This window comes from Anaeromicrobium sp., from assembly GCF_025210435.1.
Classification (GTDB): domain Bacteria; phylum Bacillota; class Clostridia; order Peptostreptococcales; family Thermotaleaceae; genus Anaeromicrobium.
On sequence record NZ_JAOART010000147.1, the window covers coordinates 1 to 16067 of the forward strand.

A 16067-nucleotide genomic window follows, 5' to 3' on the forward strand; every position below is an offset into this window, starting at 1 on the left:
GGTTTAATAGGTGTTATGGCTCAAATATAAGAAAATATAAGCTGAAATTCAATTTTATCCTTTATGATATATGATACTATCTAGTTATTTTAGATTTTATGGTTAAATTTAACATTAAATATGGCCAACATAGGGTATTTATAACTCTATCTATTTCCATTATTTTTCTAAAAAGTAATAAAAGTGTAGAAATACTTCTATTTAACAAGAATATAATAGTTTAAGTCAAGGATTAAACACATTAAAGTTCAACTAATTACAAATTATGGATTTTATTCATAATTTGCCCTAATCACTGTACGTAGGTCAGGCGTCTATTGTTATTTTAGATGAGGCAACTGCAAGTGTTGATCCAGAAAATGAGCATTATATTCAGGAGGCTATTAATACCTTAACCCATGGGAAAACCATTATTATTATTGCTCATCGTCTTGCTACAATTCAAAATGCTGATCAAATTTTAGTCGTTGACTCAGGAAAAATTGTACAAAGGGGAACGCATGAGGAGTTGTCAAAACAAGATGGTATATACAGCAGATTTTCAACTATTCGAAAAGCGGCTGAAGGATGGAGTATTTAAGGAACTAATTACAAACCATCTAAGGTGATAGAATTTGTAGTAGCATACATTAACATAGCAAGTAATAAAAAATGACTGAAAATCCATTATTGGTGAATCAGTCATTTTTTAGTGTTTACTATATTTTTAAAATAGATGTATGCACAAGGAATTTTTTTGAAATTCATCAAAAAAGTTATGACCGTACATCCTACGGGTAAGATCTTAATGATTCTAGTCCATCAGGTAAAAATGATCGAAACATTTTTATTAAAATACACTAATAGATTAGAGTTTAGTTTTTTAGTACCATATCGTCCTAAATTTAACCTGGTTGAGGGCTTATGGGGTTGGTTAAAAGCTGAAATAACCAATAATGTATTCTATACAGATGCTTGTAAAATAAAATTAAAAGTTAGAAAATTTATCAGATCAATAAATTTGGTTCCCGAACAGGTAATTAGTAGGAGTTGTCTACAAAAGTAAAATCTTTAATGCAATTTATATATCTTCCTTTTTGTTAAGGAATGTGATGAATAACACGATATCTTTTAGGAGTAATTCCATAAGTTTTTTTAAAAATGCCTGGGAAATGACCTGCGTTCTTATAGCCAACTTTGTTTGCAATGGTTTGTACACTATAATCTGAATTTTGAAGAAGCAATAAAGCATGGTTCATACGCATTTCTTTTAAATATTGGTAAGGGGTTGTTCCATAAACTTGCTTGAATGCCGTTTGAAATCTGGTTTAGGGACTCAACAAGTAGGAGCAGTATCTGTAGCTTTTCCATTATCCTTATATTTTTCTGGTATTGGGTTAACCTTTGGGGTGAGAGGAGCATCTTATATTTCTAGACTCTTAGGAGCAAAAGAAAATAAAAAAAGCAAATGAAGTAGCTGCCACATCATTATATACAAGTTTGATCATAGGTGTGATTTTAGTCATTATAGTTTTAGTGTTTTTAACCCCAATATTAAAGTTTATGGGTGCAACGGATACCATATTACCTTATGCTAAATGTTATGCTGCAATTTTTGCTATTAGTGTGTTATTTAGTACAGCAAATGTTACTGCTGGGAATCTTGCCATTTCACAAGGAGCGAGCAATATTAATTTAAGGGCTATGATAAGTGGTGCTGTTTTGAACATGGTATTAGATCCATTATTAATATATACTTTAAACATGGGGCTCAAGGGAGCAGCTATTGCTACGCTTATTTCATAAATTATTACATCCCTTACATATTTCGGTTTTTCTTTGGGGAAAATAGGTATATTCATATTGGAATATCAAACTTTAAGCCTAAATTAGATATATATTCTCAAGTAATTAAAATTGGAATCTCCATGATGTTATTACAATTCCTTACTGGTTTTTCTATGAGCCTTATTTTAAGGACATCTAGTTACTACGGAGATGAAGTGGTGGTAGCTATGGGGATTGTACTTAGAATTGTTACGCTTGGAACGAATGTTGTATTTGGATTTATGAAGGGGTTTCAACCTATGGCAGGATTTAATTATGGTGCAAAGAATTATACAAGGTTAATGGAGGTAACTCATGTAAGTGTGAAATTGACAACCATCTATTGTGTTCTTTGGACGCTTGTGGTTGTCTTATTTGCTCATCTGATCGTATCTCTATTAAGTAATGATACATACGTTATTGCTATTGCTGAAAAAGCATTAAAAGCCAATAGGATTATATTTTTTTACCTTTGGTTTTCAGTTTGCCTATTCTACCTTATATCTGTCAATAGGAGGAGCCTTATGGGGAGGTGTATTTTCAATTAAATGGAGTAATATATTCTCAATCTGCTGCAGATATGATTACAACCATGATTAGTATTGTATTGGCCATTAAAATAGAAAAAGAACTAATAAATCTTAGCATAGGAAAAGTTTCAAATTTCAATGAAAAATCAATATAATGATAAGGAAAAATGACTGAAGCTATGTATAAGTTTTCAGTCATTTTTCCTTATCATTTTCATATATTCATTTGGCAATAAGGCAATATGAATATAGATTGTTTACTTTTTATGAAATAAATTTGAGAGGAAACAATAATATGGAAAATAAAAATTAGAAGAGTAGAGTGTTGTTTAATTTAAATACATTGTTATACTAGAGGGGGAGTATTATTTGTTTTTATTGGAAAAGATTTTTCTCATTTATGTTTAGCAGAACGGATGTTGGACAATATGCCATTTTGTTAGGAGCTTTCATGGGAAATATATCAATAATTTTCCTGTATAGTATATATTGACAGAGTAGGGGTACGATTTATTACAATATTTATGGTGAACCTAAATTTCAAAAAAGGGGAGGGTAGATTAAAATGATAATAAAAAAAAATATAGTAGATGACTATTACAAATATATTGAAGATAAATACTGTAGTAAAACATTGGATGAGTTACTAGGGAAAAAATATGTTATCAAAGATGAATTTGGTGCAGGAGATTTTTTTAGGATAAAAATAGAAGATGGATTAGAAATCTCAGGATTGAATATCTCAAAAATGGAAATGGATTTTGATAATAGATTAAATTATGAGGAAATTTTAGAAGTAGGATATTGTTATAGTGGATATATAAAAATTTTGTCTTTACCAGACCATAAAGAATATACATTTAAAAAAGGAGATATTTTTATTTATAGAACATTGAATAGACTAGATTATTTTAAATTTAAATATAAAAATTGTAAAACCATATCTATTCATATTAATTTTAATATTATTAAAAATGCTATCAATTCAATTTGGGAAGATAAACTCATAACAGATTGGCAAGAAAACATAAATAATATATTTAATGGAAATATACTAATTATTGAAAAAGCTAGCTATGATTTAAGAAAAATAGCACAAGAGATAGATGCAATTACTAATCATAATGTGATGGGATATATGAAAATAAAATTAAAAACAATTGAGTTTTTAGATACTTTCCTTGAAGAAAAATCAAAAGAAAATTTGAAAAAACTTAAAAATAATGAAGTAGAAATGATCACTAAGGCAAAAGAAATCATCAATGAAAATATTGAAAATGCACCGTCTGTGAAAGAACTAGCGAGTAAATTAAATATGAGTGTTTATAAATTACAAAAATGGTTTAAAGAGCTTACAGGAGATACGGTATATGAATATATAAAAAAAGTAAAAATAGAAAAAGCAAAATATTTATTGAAAAATACAAATATGTCAATTTTGGAGATTACCAATGAAATAGGCTATGAAAATCCAAGTAAATTTGCAAATGTATTTAAAAGATATAATAATATAACACCATTAAAATACAGAAAATCAAAATAATCAAGGTTCCATAGCATTTAAAAAATTCAATAATAATAGGATAAATGTTCCAAATATAAATATTTTTTTATTTTTTGGAGCATTTTTTATTTGTTTTGGAGTAGAAAATGATAATCATTATCAATATAATGATTGTAGGAAAAGATTAAATAAACATAATATAAAGGAACGGGTTATATAAAAAATACGCCAATATATTGATAATGATTATTGTTACAAAATGAAATTGATGCAAAATATATTTAAAAAAATAGATCAACGAAATGAGAGGTGATTAGATGAACGGTTTAAATTTACAAAAGGAAAATACCCTATGTAAAATAGTAGCATTACAAGGATCAAATAAGTTTATAAGTAAAATAACAGCTATGGGACTGACAAATGGAACAATTGTGGAAGTTATTCAAAATAATAAAAAGTTTCCAGTTTTATTGTTTGCTAGAGATACAATGATTGCTGTAAATAAAGAGGAAGCTAAAAAAATACTTGTAAAGGAGGTATCCTAAATGGACAGTGTAGCTGTAGAAGGTTTCGTTAAAATAGGTCTAGCAGGACAACCAAATACAGGAAAATCAACACTTTTCAACAGACTTACTGGTGCAAAACAGCATGTAGGGAATTGGCCTGGAAAAACCGTTGAGCAAAAAAGTGGTATATTTCATTTTAATCATAAAAAATACAGCCTTGTGGATTTACCTGGAACATATAGCTTGACTGCTAATTCGGCAGAAGAGCTTATTGCTAGAGATTTCATCATTTCAGATGAGGTGGATATGATTATTACAATGGTAGATACATCCCAGCTAGAGAGAAGCATGTATTTACTTTCAGAGATGGTAGGAATGAATGTTCCTATAATTGGGGTATTGAATATGATAGATGTTGCCAAGGAACAAGGTAAAGTTATTAACATTGAAAAGCTACAAGAAAAATTAGGAATACCCATTGTTCCTATGGTGGCTGCGAAAGGAGAAGGTGTTGAAAGTCTTTTAGAAAAAGTTCAAATAATAGAAGCAAATGAAAAGATTCTTCATACAGATACTATGGTAAAAATATATAAGGATGTTTTCAAAGAAGCATTCAATGATATTATGAAAATCTTACCTGATGGAGGTATAGGAAATTGTAGTAGAGGGTGGCTTGGTATAAGATTGCTTGAAAATGATAGGCAAATTGTTGATCTTGTTAAAGAAAAGGTTACAAAAGATGAATGGGAAATGATCCATTCTATTATCAAAAGAAATACAGATGGACCTCTAAAGGCAGCTAATTGTAGGTATGCATGGATCGAAAGTGTTTTAGATGGTGTATTCACAAAAAAACGAGAATATTCCCTAAAGAGAATTGGATTTGATAAGCTATCCACCCATAGAATTTTTGGAAAACCGATTGCAGTGTTTATGATGATACTAGGATTTATTGCCAGCATGATGATCGCTATGCCGTTTATGATGGGGATTGGTAGTATATTACCAAAAATCTCTTTAACCTTACGAAATATTTTATTAGATAAAGGAATTTCAAATTGGATTGTTTCATTACTAACAGAAGCAGTTGTGCCTTCAGTTTCTATGGCCATTCTTATGGGAGTATTTATTGCAGGGGTTGTGTTTATTTTCGGATTTATGGAAGATGTAGGATATATGGCGAGAGTTGCTTATGTATTTGATACAACTATGAATAATATAGGTTTACATGGAAAATCTATTATGCCATTTGTTACGAGTTTTGGTTGTAATATGGCAGGGATCACTGGATCTAGAGTAATAGATTCATGGAAACAAAGGCTCCTTACAATTACTACGAGTATGGTCGTACCGTGTGCGGCTATGTGGGGAGTTATAGGCTTAGTAGGAAGTCTATTTTTTGGTGTGAATGCCATATGGGTTATTGTAGCTTTGTTCATATGTTCTATTTTCCATATTATATTTACATCTTGGATTTTTAGAACAAAGTTTATAAAGGAAGAAGATGGGACTGGGCTGATTATGGAGCTGCCACCTTATCACAAACCCAACTGGAAAGGAATTTTTGTTCATGTTTGGAGTAAAATGAAAGATGTTATGAAAAAAGCATTTGTTGTAATTGTGGGTGTATCTGTTATAATGTGGGCTTTGTCATATACGTCTGATGGAAATATTGAAAATAGTCCAATATATGCAATTGGTAAAACAGTAGAACCTATAGCATCTTTTTTAGGACTAGATTGGAGACTATTTATTGCATTGATTGTTTCTATAATGAGTAAGGAAGGTGCTTTAGGCGTATTATCCATGTTATTTGGAGTAGGAACAGGAATATCAAGTTTTTCAGGAATTATGATTTCAGGAGCTGTTCAATTTGACCAAACTGCTTTATCAACGGTTATGTTAGCATCTGTTTCAAAGGCTTCGGCCCTTGCTTTTATGTTTGCATATTATTTTAATATTCCATGTATGGCAGCTATTGCATCTGTCAATGCTGAAACCCATTCCTTAAAATGGACCATTAAAATTGTGAGTTATTATATGGTGAGTGCACTTGTTATCGGTGGCATTGTTTATCGAATAGGAACAATGATTTTTTAGAGGTGATTGGATTGTTGTTAGATAAAATATTAATTACATTAAGGGAAGGAAGAATCCTATCCTATGAAGATCTAGAAGAAAATTTAGATGTAGATGAAATACTTATTAAGACAGCAGTGAATCAGCTTGATAATATGGGTTATCTACAGAAATATTATGCAGGTTGCAATACTTGTAATGGATGCAGTAAAAAAAGTATGAAAAAAAATCAACTGCATGTATGGATGCTTTCTAAAGAAGGTAAAGATTATTTGAAAAGGATAAAAAATCCTTCTTGGTAAATTTTTCAAGAAGGATATATATCTTTTAAAGAAGCTCTTAGTATTTAGGGATTAGGAATCACATAGAAGGATGGTGAATCATAAAAATGGAATCAAAACAAAAATCAACGCTTTCGAAATTATTAAAATTTGCAGGTAAGTATCGTTTTTTCATTATACTTGCAATTGTGTTCTCTGGGATGAGTGCAATTTTATCTTTATTTCCATTTGTTTGTATATGGTTTGTTGTAAAAGATATTTTTAAGGCTTTGCCAGATGTTACCCAAGCTACACAAAGCATAAAATATGGCTGGATGGCAGTTGGATTTTCTCTTTTAAGTATTACGCTTTACTTTATAAGTTTAATGTGTTCACATTTGGCCGCTTTTCGTGTTGAAAAGAACATGAGGAAGGAAGCCATGCATAAGATTGTTACACTTCCTTTAGGTTTTTTCACGAAAAACACAAGTGGTAAACTTAGAAAAGTAATTGATGATAATGCAAGTTTAACCCATGGTTTTTTAGCACATCAATTGCCAGATTTATCAGGGGTTATCATAATGCCTATTGCTATAGTTATCATCTTATTCATTTTTGATTGGAGTTTAGGGCTTGTTTGTTTAGCACCCATATTTTTAAGTTTATTGATTTTAAGGAAGATGATGGGAGGAAATAATGCGAAATTCATGAAAAAATATATGGATGCATTGGAAGATATGAACGCATCTGCCGTTGAATATGTTAGAGGAATTCCTGTAGTGAAGGTGTTTCAGCAAACCGTATATTCTTTTAAGAATTTTCATAAATCCATTAAGGGATATAGTGACTTTGCTTCAGAATATGCCATAAATTGTCGTGTTCCCATGATTGGATTTACGATTACGATCAATGCTCCAGCGTTACTTTTGATACCGATTGGAATTCTTTTCATATTGAACGGGTCAGATTATAATGCATTTTTATTAGACTTGATTTTTTATATGTTATTTTCACCACTTATTGCAGTAATGATGACGAAAATCCTGTTTTCAAGTGAAAATATTATGGCAGCAAAGGAAGCTTTAATCAGAATAGATGAAATATTAGAAGCAAAGAGCTTAGAAGAAACAAACCAGAAAAAACAAACAAATGAAAATGATATTGTATTTAAAAATGTTAGTTTTACTTATCCAGAGAGTGGCAAAGCTGCTATTTGTAATGTGAGTTTTACTATTCCGAAGGGAAAAACTTTTGCGTTAGTAGGTCCTTCGGGAGGTGGAAAGAGTACATTGGCAAGTCTTGTGGCAAGATTTTGGGATGTAGACTGTGGAAGGATTGAAATTGGAGGTGTTAATGTAAAAGATTTTGAGGAGAAAGATTTGATGGAAAAAATTGCTTTTGTCTTTCAAAATAGTAAGTTATTTAAAACAAGCTTATTAGAAAATATTAGATTAGCAAATCCAAAGGCTACTCGCAAAGAAGTAATGAAAGCAGCACATTTAGCACAGTGTGACGATATCATAGAAAAAATGCCTCAAGGGATAGATACAGTTGTAGGGACAGAAGGGGTATATCTTTCTGGAGGAGAACAGCAAAGAATCGCCTTAGCCAGAGCTATTTTAAAAGATTCTCCAATCATTATATTAGATGAAGCAACAGCTTTTGCAGATCCTGAGAATGAATATCAAATACAAAAAGCTTTTGAATCTCTTGTTCAAGATAAAACTGTTTTAATGATTGCTCACAGACTTTCTTCTATAAAAGATGTTGACTCAATTCTTGTTATAAAGGATGGGAAAATTGTAGAAAGTGGAGATCATGAGAATCTTTCACATAAAAACGGAACATACAAAAAAATGTGGGAAGAATATCAAACATCTATTTCATGGAAAGTTGGGAAGGTGGAGGCGAATGTTTAAGATTATTCAAAATAAATTTGCACTTAGTGAACAAGGAACAAAGGATCTTTTAAAAGGAAGTATTTATAGTGCCCTTGTAAACTTGAGTATGATGATTCCTGTAGGAATTTTTATTCTTATGTTAGATGAACTATTAAGACCTGTTCTTGGAAAAGAAGCTACTACCCCAAACATGTTAAAGTATATGGGACTTATTTTAGTAGCAGTAGTGATTAGCTATCTTTTCCATCATTTTCAATATTCAAATCTATATCTTTCGACCTATAAGGAAAGTGCAAAAAGAAGAATCGCTTTAGGTGAGAAATTAAGAGAACTTCCCCTATCATTCTTTGGTAAGAGAGATTTATCAGATTTGACAAATATCATTATGGGAGATTGTGCAATTTTAGAACACGCTTTTTCTCATGCAATACCACAGTTATTTGGATCTATTCTATCTACTACAATGATTGTTATTTCTCTATTAATAATGGATTGGCGTATGGGATTAGCAGTTCTTTGGGTTATTCCAGTATCTTTTACAATGATTTTCCTTTGTAAGCAGATACAACAAAAATCAAAAGAAAAACATTATAAATCTAAATATGTATGTGCAGATGGTATCCAAGAATGCCTTGAAAATATTCAAGATATAAAAGCTTATCATATTGAAAAATCTTATATGGAGGGTTTAGACAAAAAGCTTGATGATTCAGAAAAAGCACAAATAAAATCAGAACTTACAACAGGCGCAATTGTAACGAGTGCACAAGCTGTATTAAGGTTAGGACTTGCAACGGTTATTTTGGTAGGAAGTTCTCTTTTAATAAAAGAGCAAACAGATTTATTAACTTATTTCATATTTTTAGTTACAGCATCAAGATTATATGATCCTCTTTCTGGAAACCTTACGAATATAGCTGAGGTTTTCAGTACAGAAATGCCAATTAAAAGAATGAATGAAATAGAAAATTATAAGGTTCAAACTGGTAAAAAAGATTATGAACCAAATAGTTATCATATTAATTTTAACCATGTTGGTTTTTCTTACAATAATGATGAAACTGTTTTAAAAGATGTTTCATTTACAGCAAAACAAGGAGAAGTAACTGCACTCATTGGACCATCAGGAAGTGGTAAAAGTACGGCTGCAAAACTTGCTGCTAGATTTTGGGATGTAAATAAAGGAAGTATAACCATTGGAGGAGAGGATATTACAAAAGTAGAACCAGAAGCTTTACTTAAAAATTATACGATAGTATTTCAAGATGTTACATTATTCAATGATACAGTAATGGAAAATATAAGATTAGGCAAAAGAGAAGCGAGTGATGAAGAAGTGTTAAAAGCTGCAAAGCTTGCTATGTGTGACGACTTTGTTTCGAGCATGCCAAAAGGATATGAAACCATTATTGGTGAAAATGGTTCAACCTTATCAGGAGGAGAACGTCAAAGAATTTCTATTGCAAGAGCCTTATTAAAGGATTCTCCAATTATTCTATTAGATGAAGCTACAGCTTCTCTTGATGTTGAAAATGAAACGAAAATTCAAAGAGCAATCTCTGAATTGATAAAAGATAAAACTGTAATTGTAGTTGCTCATAGGATGCGAACTGTTGAAAATGCAGATAAGGTTGTCGTTCTTTCTGATGGATATGTAAAAGAGCAAGGAAAACCAAAAGATCTGTTGGAAAAAGAAGGTATGTACAAACATATGGTGCAGCTTCAATCAGAAAGTATGAATTGGTCCTTGTAGACGATATTAGAGACTTTGTTGGCACTGACACAGTATTGTCAATAAACTATTATACATATAATGGAGAAAGTGTTGTATTCAATATCTCTACTAGAGAATAGTAGGGGTATTTTTCATATCAAAAAATAGGAGGAATAAAATTGAATATGTAACTCCTTGAGCCTTTCTTAATTTGGTAGAGTGTATTTAAGTAGCTGTATGTTTTATACGTGTGGCTTTTTTTTATTGCCAATTGTAGGTTATTTAGTTGAAGAAAAACAGCTCAGGAGCTGTTTTTTTGTGGGAAAAGTGAAGTTACATTAGAAAAAGATGTTGTATTTTAATTCAGAACTATACAGGTAAAACATACAACATAGAAGATATAACAACATTTATTCAGGATAAGAAAGATCCTGAATATTTTTTATCATTAGACAATCATTAAAGAGCATATATTTAGATAATCCAAATTATGGGGGATGTTGACATGAAAGATAATTTAGTAGATAAAACATTGTTAATAGATATAAAGGATATTGACATAAATGAAGAACTACAGCCAAGTGAAAGGATACAAAATTTCATAGAAAGTGTTAAAAATCCATACCTTTTCATATGTGAGGGTATGATAGTTGAATCGGTTTTTAGCACCTGCAATCATACTCTTACAGATAGACTAAAACAATATTTTAGGATAGTAGAATAAAAAGTAAAAAAAAATCTGACGATAACTGGTCATTCAAATGAAAATATTATATTTTAGTCTTAGGGCTAAATTAAAAACAACTATCCTATGTTACTGGAAAAAATATAGGAGGTTTTTTTATGCAAAGAAATATTGAATATAATGGAGCAATATATATACGTCTTTCTAAAGATGATGGAGATAAAAAAGAGAGCAATAGTGTAGTCAATCAAAGAGAGCTCATACATGCTTTTTTGAAAAAAAATACTAATATCAAAGTGGCTACAGAAAAAGTTGACGACGGATACAGTGGTATAAATTATGATCGACCAGCATTTAAGGAAATGATGGATCTGGTCAAAAAAGGTGAAGTAAATTGCATTATTGTAAAGGATCTATCCAGATTTGGACGTGACTATTTAGAAACTGGAAGATATATAGAAAAAGTTTTTCCACTCTTGTCGGTGAGATTTATTGCCATTAACGATAGTTATGACAGTATAAAAAATACTTCTAGTACAGACAGCATTATCATTCCTTTTAAAAATCTAATCAATGATTCTTACAGCAGAGATATTTCTACAAAAGTAAGAAGTAGTATTATGGTTAGGCAAAAAAAGGGCCATTATACAGGATCTTTTCCCCTTTATGGTTATGTAAAATCTAAAGAAGATAAAAGAAAGTTAGAAATAGATGATTTTGCAGCTGATGTTGTAAGAGATATATATAAGATGAGAATTGAAGGATATAGTACAGGGAAAATAGCAGATATTCTTAATGACAATGGTGTATTATCACCATATGAATATAAACAGATGTTAGGTTTTTCTTATAAAAATCCTTTTAAAGTAAATAAAATTGCAAAATGGTCAGCTGGTACGGTTGAAAGAATACTAAAAAATGAAATGTATACAGGCGTAATGATACAAGGAAAAAGTGGGCGAACTAATTATAAACTTAAAAAGCTCGTGGATAAACCAAAAGACCAGTGGATACGTGTAGAAGATACACACGATGCCATTATTTCAAAAGAGAGTTTTAATCTTGTTCGTGAAATCTCAAAACTAGATACTCGTAGAAGCCAAGGCAATGATGTGGTGTATCCTTTTTCAGGTATTTTATACTGTGATAGTTGTAAAAATACTATGGTTAGAAAGCTTATTAAAAATAAAGGAAAAGAATATGTTTATTATATTTGTTCCACTTATAAAACAGATAAAAATAAATGCACCAACCATAGAATAAGTGATAAAGCATTGAAAAAAACTGTTAGAGCTGTAATAAAAAATCAAATAAAGCTGATGGTTAAGCTAGATGAATTATTAAAGTATATAGAGAAAATGCCACTTAACAACACAAAAAATGAAAAAGTGGATAGAAGAATAGTTGCTAAGATGGAAGAACTAGAAAAATATAATAACCTAAGGGCGGGCCTATACGAGGATTTTAAAGCTGGTATTATAACCAAATCTGATTATATGGAGATGAAAGCTGATTTTGAAATAAGATGTAATGAAATAGAAGAGCAATTATTGGATCTTGAAAATCGTGCAAGTGAATTAATAACGAGCAAAGGTAAAAGTGAGTGGATTACTAAATTTACTCAAAATAAAAATATTACAGAAATTACGAGAACTATTGTAGTGTTATTGATTGAAAAGATAGTAGTAGTAGATAAAAAGAGGATTAGCATACATTTTAGGTTTCAAGATGAATATAAAGATGCTATAAATTATGTAGAGAATAGCTTAAAGCATAGCCAAAGCAGTAAAGATATAGATAATAAATTAAACGATATAAAGGGTGGTGTTTAGAGTGGCACGTATTAGCAGAAAAAATATAAAACAATCTAACATCACTCTTAAGTATAATGTGGGTATTTATGCAAGACTTTCTATAGAAGATAATGTAACTGGTGGCGATTCTATCGAAAATCAGGTTGCTATGCTAAAGAACTATATAGAAAAAAATGAACAACTAATTTATAAAAAAACTTATATAGATAATGGGTTTTCAGGAACTAATTTTGATAGAGATGCTTTCAATAAGTTAATAGAAGATGTGAAAAAAGGCATAATCAATACAATTGTTGTAAAAGATTTATCAAGATTTGGTAGAAATTATATTGAATCAGGACACTATATTGAAAAGATTTTTCCGAATATCGGTGTCAGGTTTATTGCTGTTACTGATAATTTTGATAGTCTCAATATAAAAGATAATCAGGATCTAGAAATTGCCTTAAAATCAATTATTAATGATAGCTATGCAAAAGACATTTCCAAAAAAATTTGTACAGCATTAGATGCAAAGAAAAAAAACGGCAAGTTTTTAGGTAAGTACGCACCATATGGATATAAAAAATCAGCTGAAAACAAATATGTACTTGAAGTCAATGAAGAAACAAAAGATGTTGTTACAATGATTTTTAATCTAAGGATTAAGGGAATGGGAGTGACTGCTATTGCTCATAAGCTTAATAATCTTAATATCCCATCCCAGTATAGATATTTATGGGAGAAGGGTTTAAGGGGTAGTAAGGACGTAGAAGAAAAAGCATTGTGGCGAGGTTCTTCTGTAAAGAGTTTATTAGAAAATCCTAATTATATAGGTGCAATTATGGGGCGTCAATATGATACGGCACTATATAAAGGTAGGCAAAATAATAAAAGAAAACTAGAGCATGTTAATATAATTAAAAACACTCATGAACCTATAATAGACAAAGAAATATTTTATAAAGTACAGAGTATGAGTAAAGGAAACGGAAAAGAAAAAGCAACTAAAAATAAGGACAATATACTAAAAGGTATGATTGTTTGCGGTACATGTGGTGGTAAATTACAGAGAGATAGTGGCTATAGAAAGGTTAGGGAGAAAGAAAAGGCATATACATTCTATTGTCCTAAAAAATATATCAAAGACGATGGTTGTAATTTTAATGGTATTAAAGAAGATAAGCTTAAAGATATCATTTTTAAAAATCTACAATTACAGATTAACATTCTTCTAGATGAAAAAAATTATAAAGAAACTTACCTTAATTCACCACAGTATAAAAGGGAACTGTCTCATTTAGAAAGTAAAAGATCTAAATTAATAGGTGAGAAAAATAAAATCAAAATGCTAAAAGAAGATACTTATAAGGATTATAAAGCAGGATTATTGTCAGCTAGTGGATATGAATTTGTAACGAAAAAATATGAAAAAGAGTATAGTTTATTGCTACAACAAATTGATCAATTAAATGTTGACAAAAGCAGTTTATTAGAAACGTTAAAAAATCCTGCTGTTAATAATACTATTAGTTTTAAAGATGAGATAAAACTTACAAGAGAAATGCTTGTATCACTTATTCATAGCATAACTGTTATAGAAAATAAAATTGTTATAAAGTATAAATTTAAAGATGAATATAAAGCTTTTCTTGGGGTGTAGCTTATGAATCAAGATTATGTTGTTGGTGTGTACCTTAGAATTTCATCAGAAGATGTGAAAGTTTCAGACTGCGATAGTAACAGTATAGCCTCTCAAAGAGAAAGAATAAAGGATTATATATTAAACCATAAAGAACTTAAAAAAGCATCGCTTAAAGAATATGTAGACGACGGAATAAGTGGGACAAATTTTGAGAGAGAAGCTGTTAGTACGTTAATAGAAGATGCTAAACATGGCTTGATAAATTGTGTGATAGTAAAAGATTTTTCGAGATTTGGGCGTAATTATATAGAAACAGGTACCTACATTGATAAAATTTTCCCCTTCTTAGGTATCCGTTTTATTTCTGTTAATGATAATTATGATAGTGGAAAATCATCTAGCCACACAGGCGGTATTGACGTTGCTTTTAAGAATATGATCCATGATTTTTACTCAAAAGATTTATCTAAGAAGATTATAAGTGCAAAGAGAGGTAATGCTGAAAAAGGAAAACATATGACAGCCTATGCTCCCTATGGTTTTGTTAAAAACAAGGATAAAAAACTGGTTGCTGATATTGAGAGTGCTGATGTAGTTCGAAGGATTTTTACTATGAGATTAAATGGTAAAACCCAAACAGAGATTGCAAGAATCCTTAATAAGGAAGGTATACCTTCTCCACTAATGCTAAGGAAGAAAAGAAACGATAAGTTTCCATGTAACAAATCAAATGATATAACATACTGGAGGGGATCTAGAATACAAGCAATCCTAAAAGATAGAAGGTATGTAGGGGATGCTGTATATGGGAAATATAAGAGAGCGGAAATAGGTAGCAAGAAGGATATAAAAGTACCTGAAAGTGAATGGATTGTTGTAGAAAATGCACACGAAGGAATTATAAGTCGTAAAGATTTTGAAAAGGTGCAAGGCATGTTCAGACATTACTCTAAAGGTAGAAAAAAGAATATGGAGCTTTTTACATCTAAAATCAAGTGTGCTGATTGTAATCATACTTTAATAACCAAAGTATATAATAATAAATCTGGTAAAATTGTAAGATATGTTTGTAATACCAAAAGCAGTGTAAGTGTATATAAATGTATCAATAAGCAGATAGATGAAATGATTATTGCTAAAGTGATACTTACTATGTTACAGAAATTTAGTCTGTTAGTAGATGATGTAAGTCAGGTCAATCAAGGCAGGAAAGATAGTATACAGGAATATGAAAAAGATATTAAAGGCTATAAAATCACCTTGAAAATGCTACAAAATAAAAAATTCGATAACTACAAGGCATATAAAGCTGGTAGCATTTCACTTGAGGTATTTAAAAAGGAGAAAAGTGAATATGAAAAGAGAGAAAGTGAAATAAAAGATCAGATAGATGATCTTGATAAAAAAATGAAGCTATTACAATCTAATATGGAAGATAGTGAAAATACCATTAAAGACTTTACAAGACTTTGTCCCTTTAATAAACTCACTAGAGAGATGGTAGATATATTTATTGACCACATTGAAATAGATCATATGGGTAAAATGGCAGTTGTTTGGAATTTCGAAGATATTTTTTAGGCGATTCTTGACCGTAGGATAATCTTATTTAATTATACTATTAGTCCCGAAATATTCATGGGA

General features: G+C 30.3%; 16 protein-coding genes and 1 pseudogene. 16 read left to right on the top strand and 1 reads right to left on the bottom strand.

Features of this window, described 5'->3' with window-relative positions:
• Positions 1 to 310 precede the first annotated feature (310 nt).
• Together N4A57_RS17905 and N4A57_RS17910 are read left to right on the top strand one after the other, a co-directional pair.
• A pseudogene (locus tag N4A57_RS17905) lies at positions 311 to 580 on the top strand (ABC transporter ATP-binding protein); the annotation flags it as partial.
• A 135-nt stretch (positions 581 to 715) separates the two neighbouring features.
• A complete protein-coding gene (locus tag N4A57_RS17910; RefSeq protein ID WP_293659467.1) occupies positions 716 to 1045 on the top strand; it encodes a transposase in 330 nt (109 codons plus the stop codon).
• Positions 1046 to 1079: 34 nt separating this feature from the next.
• Here N4A57_RS17910 and N4A57_RS17915 read toward each other — a convergent pair whose 3' ends face one another.
• On the bottom strand, positions 1080 to 1244 hold the full coding sequence (locus tag N4A57_RS17915; protein ID WP_293659468.1) for a helix-turn-helix transcriptional regulator: 165 nt from the start codon (positions 1242 to 1244) through the stop codon (positions 1080 to 1082).
• 51 nt (positions 1245 to 1295) lie between these two features.
• On the opposite strand from N4A57_RS17915, the gene N4A57_RS17920 reads away from it, so the two are divergent.
• The 14 genes from N4A57_RS17920 (at position 1296) to N4A57_RS17980 (ending at position 16004) form a co-directional block, all read left to right on the top strand.
• On the top strand, positions 1296 to 1451 hold the full coding sequence (locus tag N4A57_RS17920) for a hypothetical protein (protein ID WP_293659469.1): 156 nt from the start codon (positions 1296 to 1298) through the stop codon (positions 1449 to 1451).
• Positions 1452 to 1479: 28 nt separating this feature from the next.
• Entirely contained in the window at positions 1480 to 1785 is a 306-nt protein-coding gene (locus tag N4A57_RS17925; protein ID WP_293659470.1) for an MATE family efflux transporter, read from the top strand.
• Between the two features lie 125 nt (positions 1786 to 1910).
• A complete protein-coding gene (locus tag N4A57_RS18690; RefSeq protein ID WP_442863870.1) occupies positions 1911 to 2354 on the top strand; it encodes an MATE family efflux transporter in 444 nt (147 codons plus the stop codon).
• A complete protein-coding gene (locus tag N4A57_RS17930) occupies positions 2339 to 2491 on the top strand; it encodes a hypothetical protein (RefSeq protein ID WP_293659471.1) in 153 nt (50 codons plus the stop codon). The genes N4A57_RS18690 and N4A57_RS17930 overlap by 16 nt, the downstream gene beginning before the upstream one ends.
• A 410-nt stretch (positions 2492 to 2901) precedes the next feature.
• On the top strand, positions 2902 to 3879 hold the full coding sequence (locus N4A57_RS17935; protein WP_293659473.1) for a helix-turn-helix domain-containing protein: 978 nt from the start codon (positions 2902 to 2904) through the stop codon (positions 3877 to 3879).
• A gap of 278 nt (positions 3880 to 4157) precedes the next feature.
• Positions 4158 to 4385: a FeoA family protein gene (locus tag N4A57_RS17940; RefSeq protein WP_293659474.1), complete on the top strand. Its 228-nt coding sequence runs from the start codon at positions 4158 to 4160 to the stop codon at positions 4383 to 4385.
• The gene (gene feoB, locus N4A57_RS17945; RefSeq protein WP_293659475.1) at positions 4386 to 6446 is read left to right on the top strand and encodes a ferrous iron transport protein B; all 2061 of its coding nucleotides are present in this window, start codon (positions 4386 to 4388) and stop codon (positions 6444 to 6446) included.
• 14 nt (positions 6447 to 6460) lie between these two features.
• Positions 6461 to 6727: a hypothetical protein gene (locus N4A57_RS17950; RefSeq protein WP_293659476.1), complete on the top strand. Its 267-nt coding sequence runs from the start codon at positions 6461 to 6463 to the stop codon at positions 6725 to 6727.
• Positions 6728 to 6813: 86 nt separating this feature from the next.
• On the top strand, positions 6814 to 8604 hold the full coding sequence (locus N4A57_RS17955; protein WP_293659477.1) for an ABC transporter ATP-binding protein: 1791 nt from the start codon (positions 6814 to 6816) through the stop codon (positions 8602 to 8604).
• On the top strand, positions 8597 to 10339 hold the full coding sequence (locus tag N4A57_RS17960) for an ABC transporter ATP-binding protein (RefSeq protein WP_293659478.1): 1743 nt from the start codon (positions 8597 to 8599) through the stop codon (positions 10337 to 10339). Before N4A57_RS17955 ends, N4A57_RS17960 begins: the two co-directional genes overlap by 8 nt.
• Positions 10340 to 10805: 466 nt before the next feature.
• Positions 10806 to 11024 carry a DUF6870 family protein gene (locus N4A57_RS17965; RefSeq protein WP_293659479.1) on the top strand — a complete coding sequence of 73 codons (219 nt, stop codon included), beginning with the start codon at positions 10806 to 10808 and terminating at the stop codon, positions 11022 to 11024.
• Positions 11025 to 11143: 119 nt separating this feature from the next.
• A complete protein-coding gene (locus N4A57_RS17970) occupies positions 11144 to 12817 on the top strand; it encodes a recombinase family protein (protein ID WP_293659480.1) in 1674 nt (557 codons plus the stop codon).
• Positions 12810 to 14441, top strand: coding sequence for a recombinase family protein (locus tag N4A57_RS17975; protein WP_293659481.1), 1632 nt, complete (start codon positions 12810 to 12812; stop codon positions 14439 to 14441). The genes N4A57_RS17970 and N4A57_RS17975 overlap by 8 nt, the downstream gene beginning before the upstream one ends.
• 3 nt (positions 14442 to 14444) lie before the next feature.
• A complete protein-coding gene (locus tag N4A57_RS17980; protein ID WP_293659482.1) occupies positions 14445 to 16004 on the top strand; it encodes a recombinase family protein in 1560 nt (519 codons plus the stop codon).
• The last annotated feature ends 63 nt before the right edge of the window (positions 16005 to 16067 follow it).

Bases quoted from the DNA above. Each gene is read 5' to 3' on its own strand.
- N4A57_RS17915 (WP_293659468.1), bottom strand. From the start codon at position 1,244: ATGCGTATGAACCATGCTTTATTGCTTCTTCAAAATTCAGATTATAGT.
- N4A57_RS17940 (WP_293659474.1), top strand. From the start codon at position 4,158: ATGAACGGTTTAAATTTACAAAAGGAAAATACCCTATGTAAAATAGTA.
- N4A57_RS17960 (WP_293659478.1), top strand. From the start codon at position 8,597: ATGTTTAAGATTATTCAAAATAAATTTGCACTTAGTGAACAAGGAACA.
- N4A57_RS17970 (WP_293659480.1), top strand. From the start codon at position 11,144: ATGCAAAGAAATATTGAATATAATGGAGCAATATATATACGTCTTTCT.
- N4A57_RS17955 (WP_293659477.1), top strand. From the start codon at position 6,814: ATGGAATCAAAACAAAAATCAACGCTTTCGAAATTATTAAAATTTGCA.
- N4A57_RS17935 (WP_293659473.1), top strand. From the start codon at position 2,902: ATGATAATAAAAAAAAATATAGTAGATGACTATTACAAATATATTGAA.
- feoB (WP_293659475.1), top strand. From the start codon at position 4,386: ATGGACAGTGTAGCTGTAGAAGGTTTCGTTAAAATAGGTCTAGCAGGA.
- N4A57_RS18690 (WP_442863870.1), top strand. From the start codon at position 1,911: ATGTTATTACAATTCCTTACTGGTTTTTCTATGAGCCTTATTTTAAGG.
- N4A57_RS17910 (WP_293659467.1), top strand. From the start codon at position 716: ATGTATGCACAAGGAATTTTTTTGAAATTCATCAAAAAAGTTATGACC.
- N4A57_RS17965 (WP_293659479.1), top strand. From the start codon at position 10,806: ATGAAAGATAATTTAGTAGATAAAACATTGTTAATAGATATAAAGGAT.
- N4A57_RS17980 (WP_293659482.1), top strand. From the start codon at position 14,445: ATGAATCAAGATTATGTTGTTGGTGTGTACCTTAGAATTTCATCAGAA.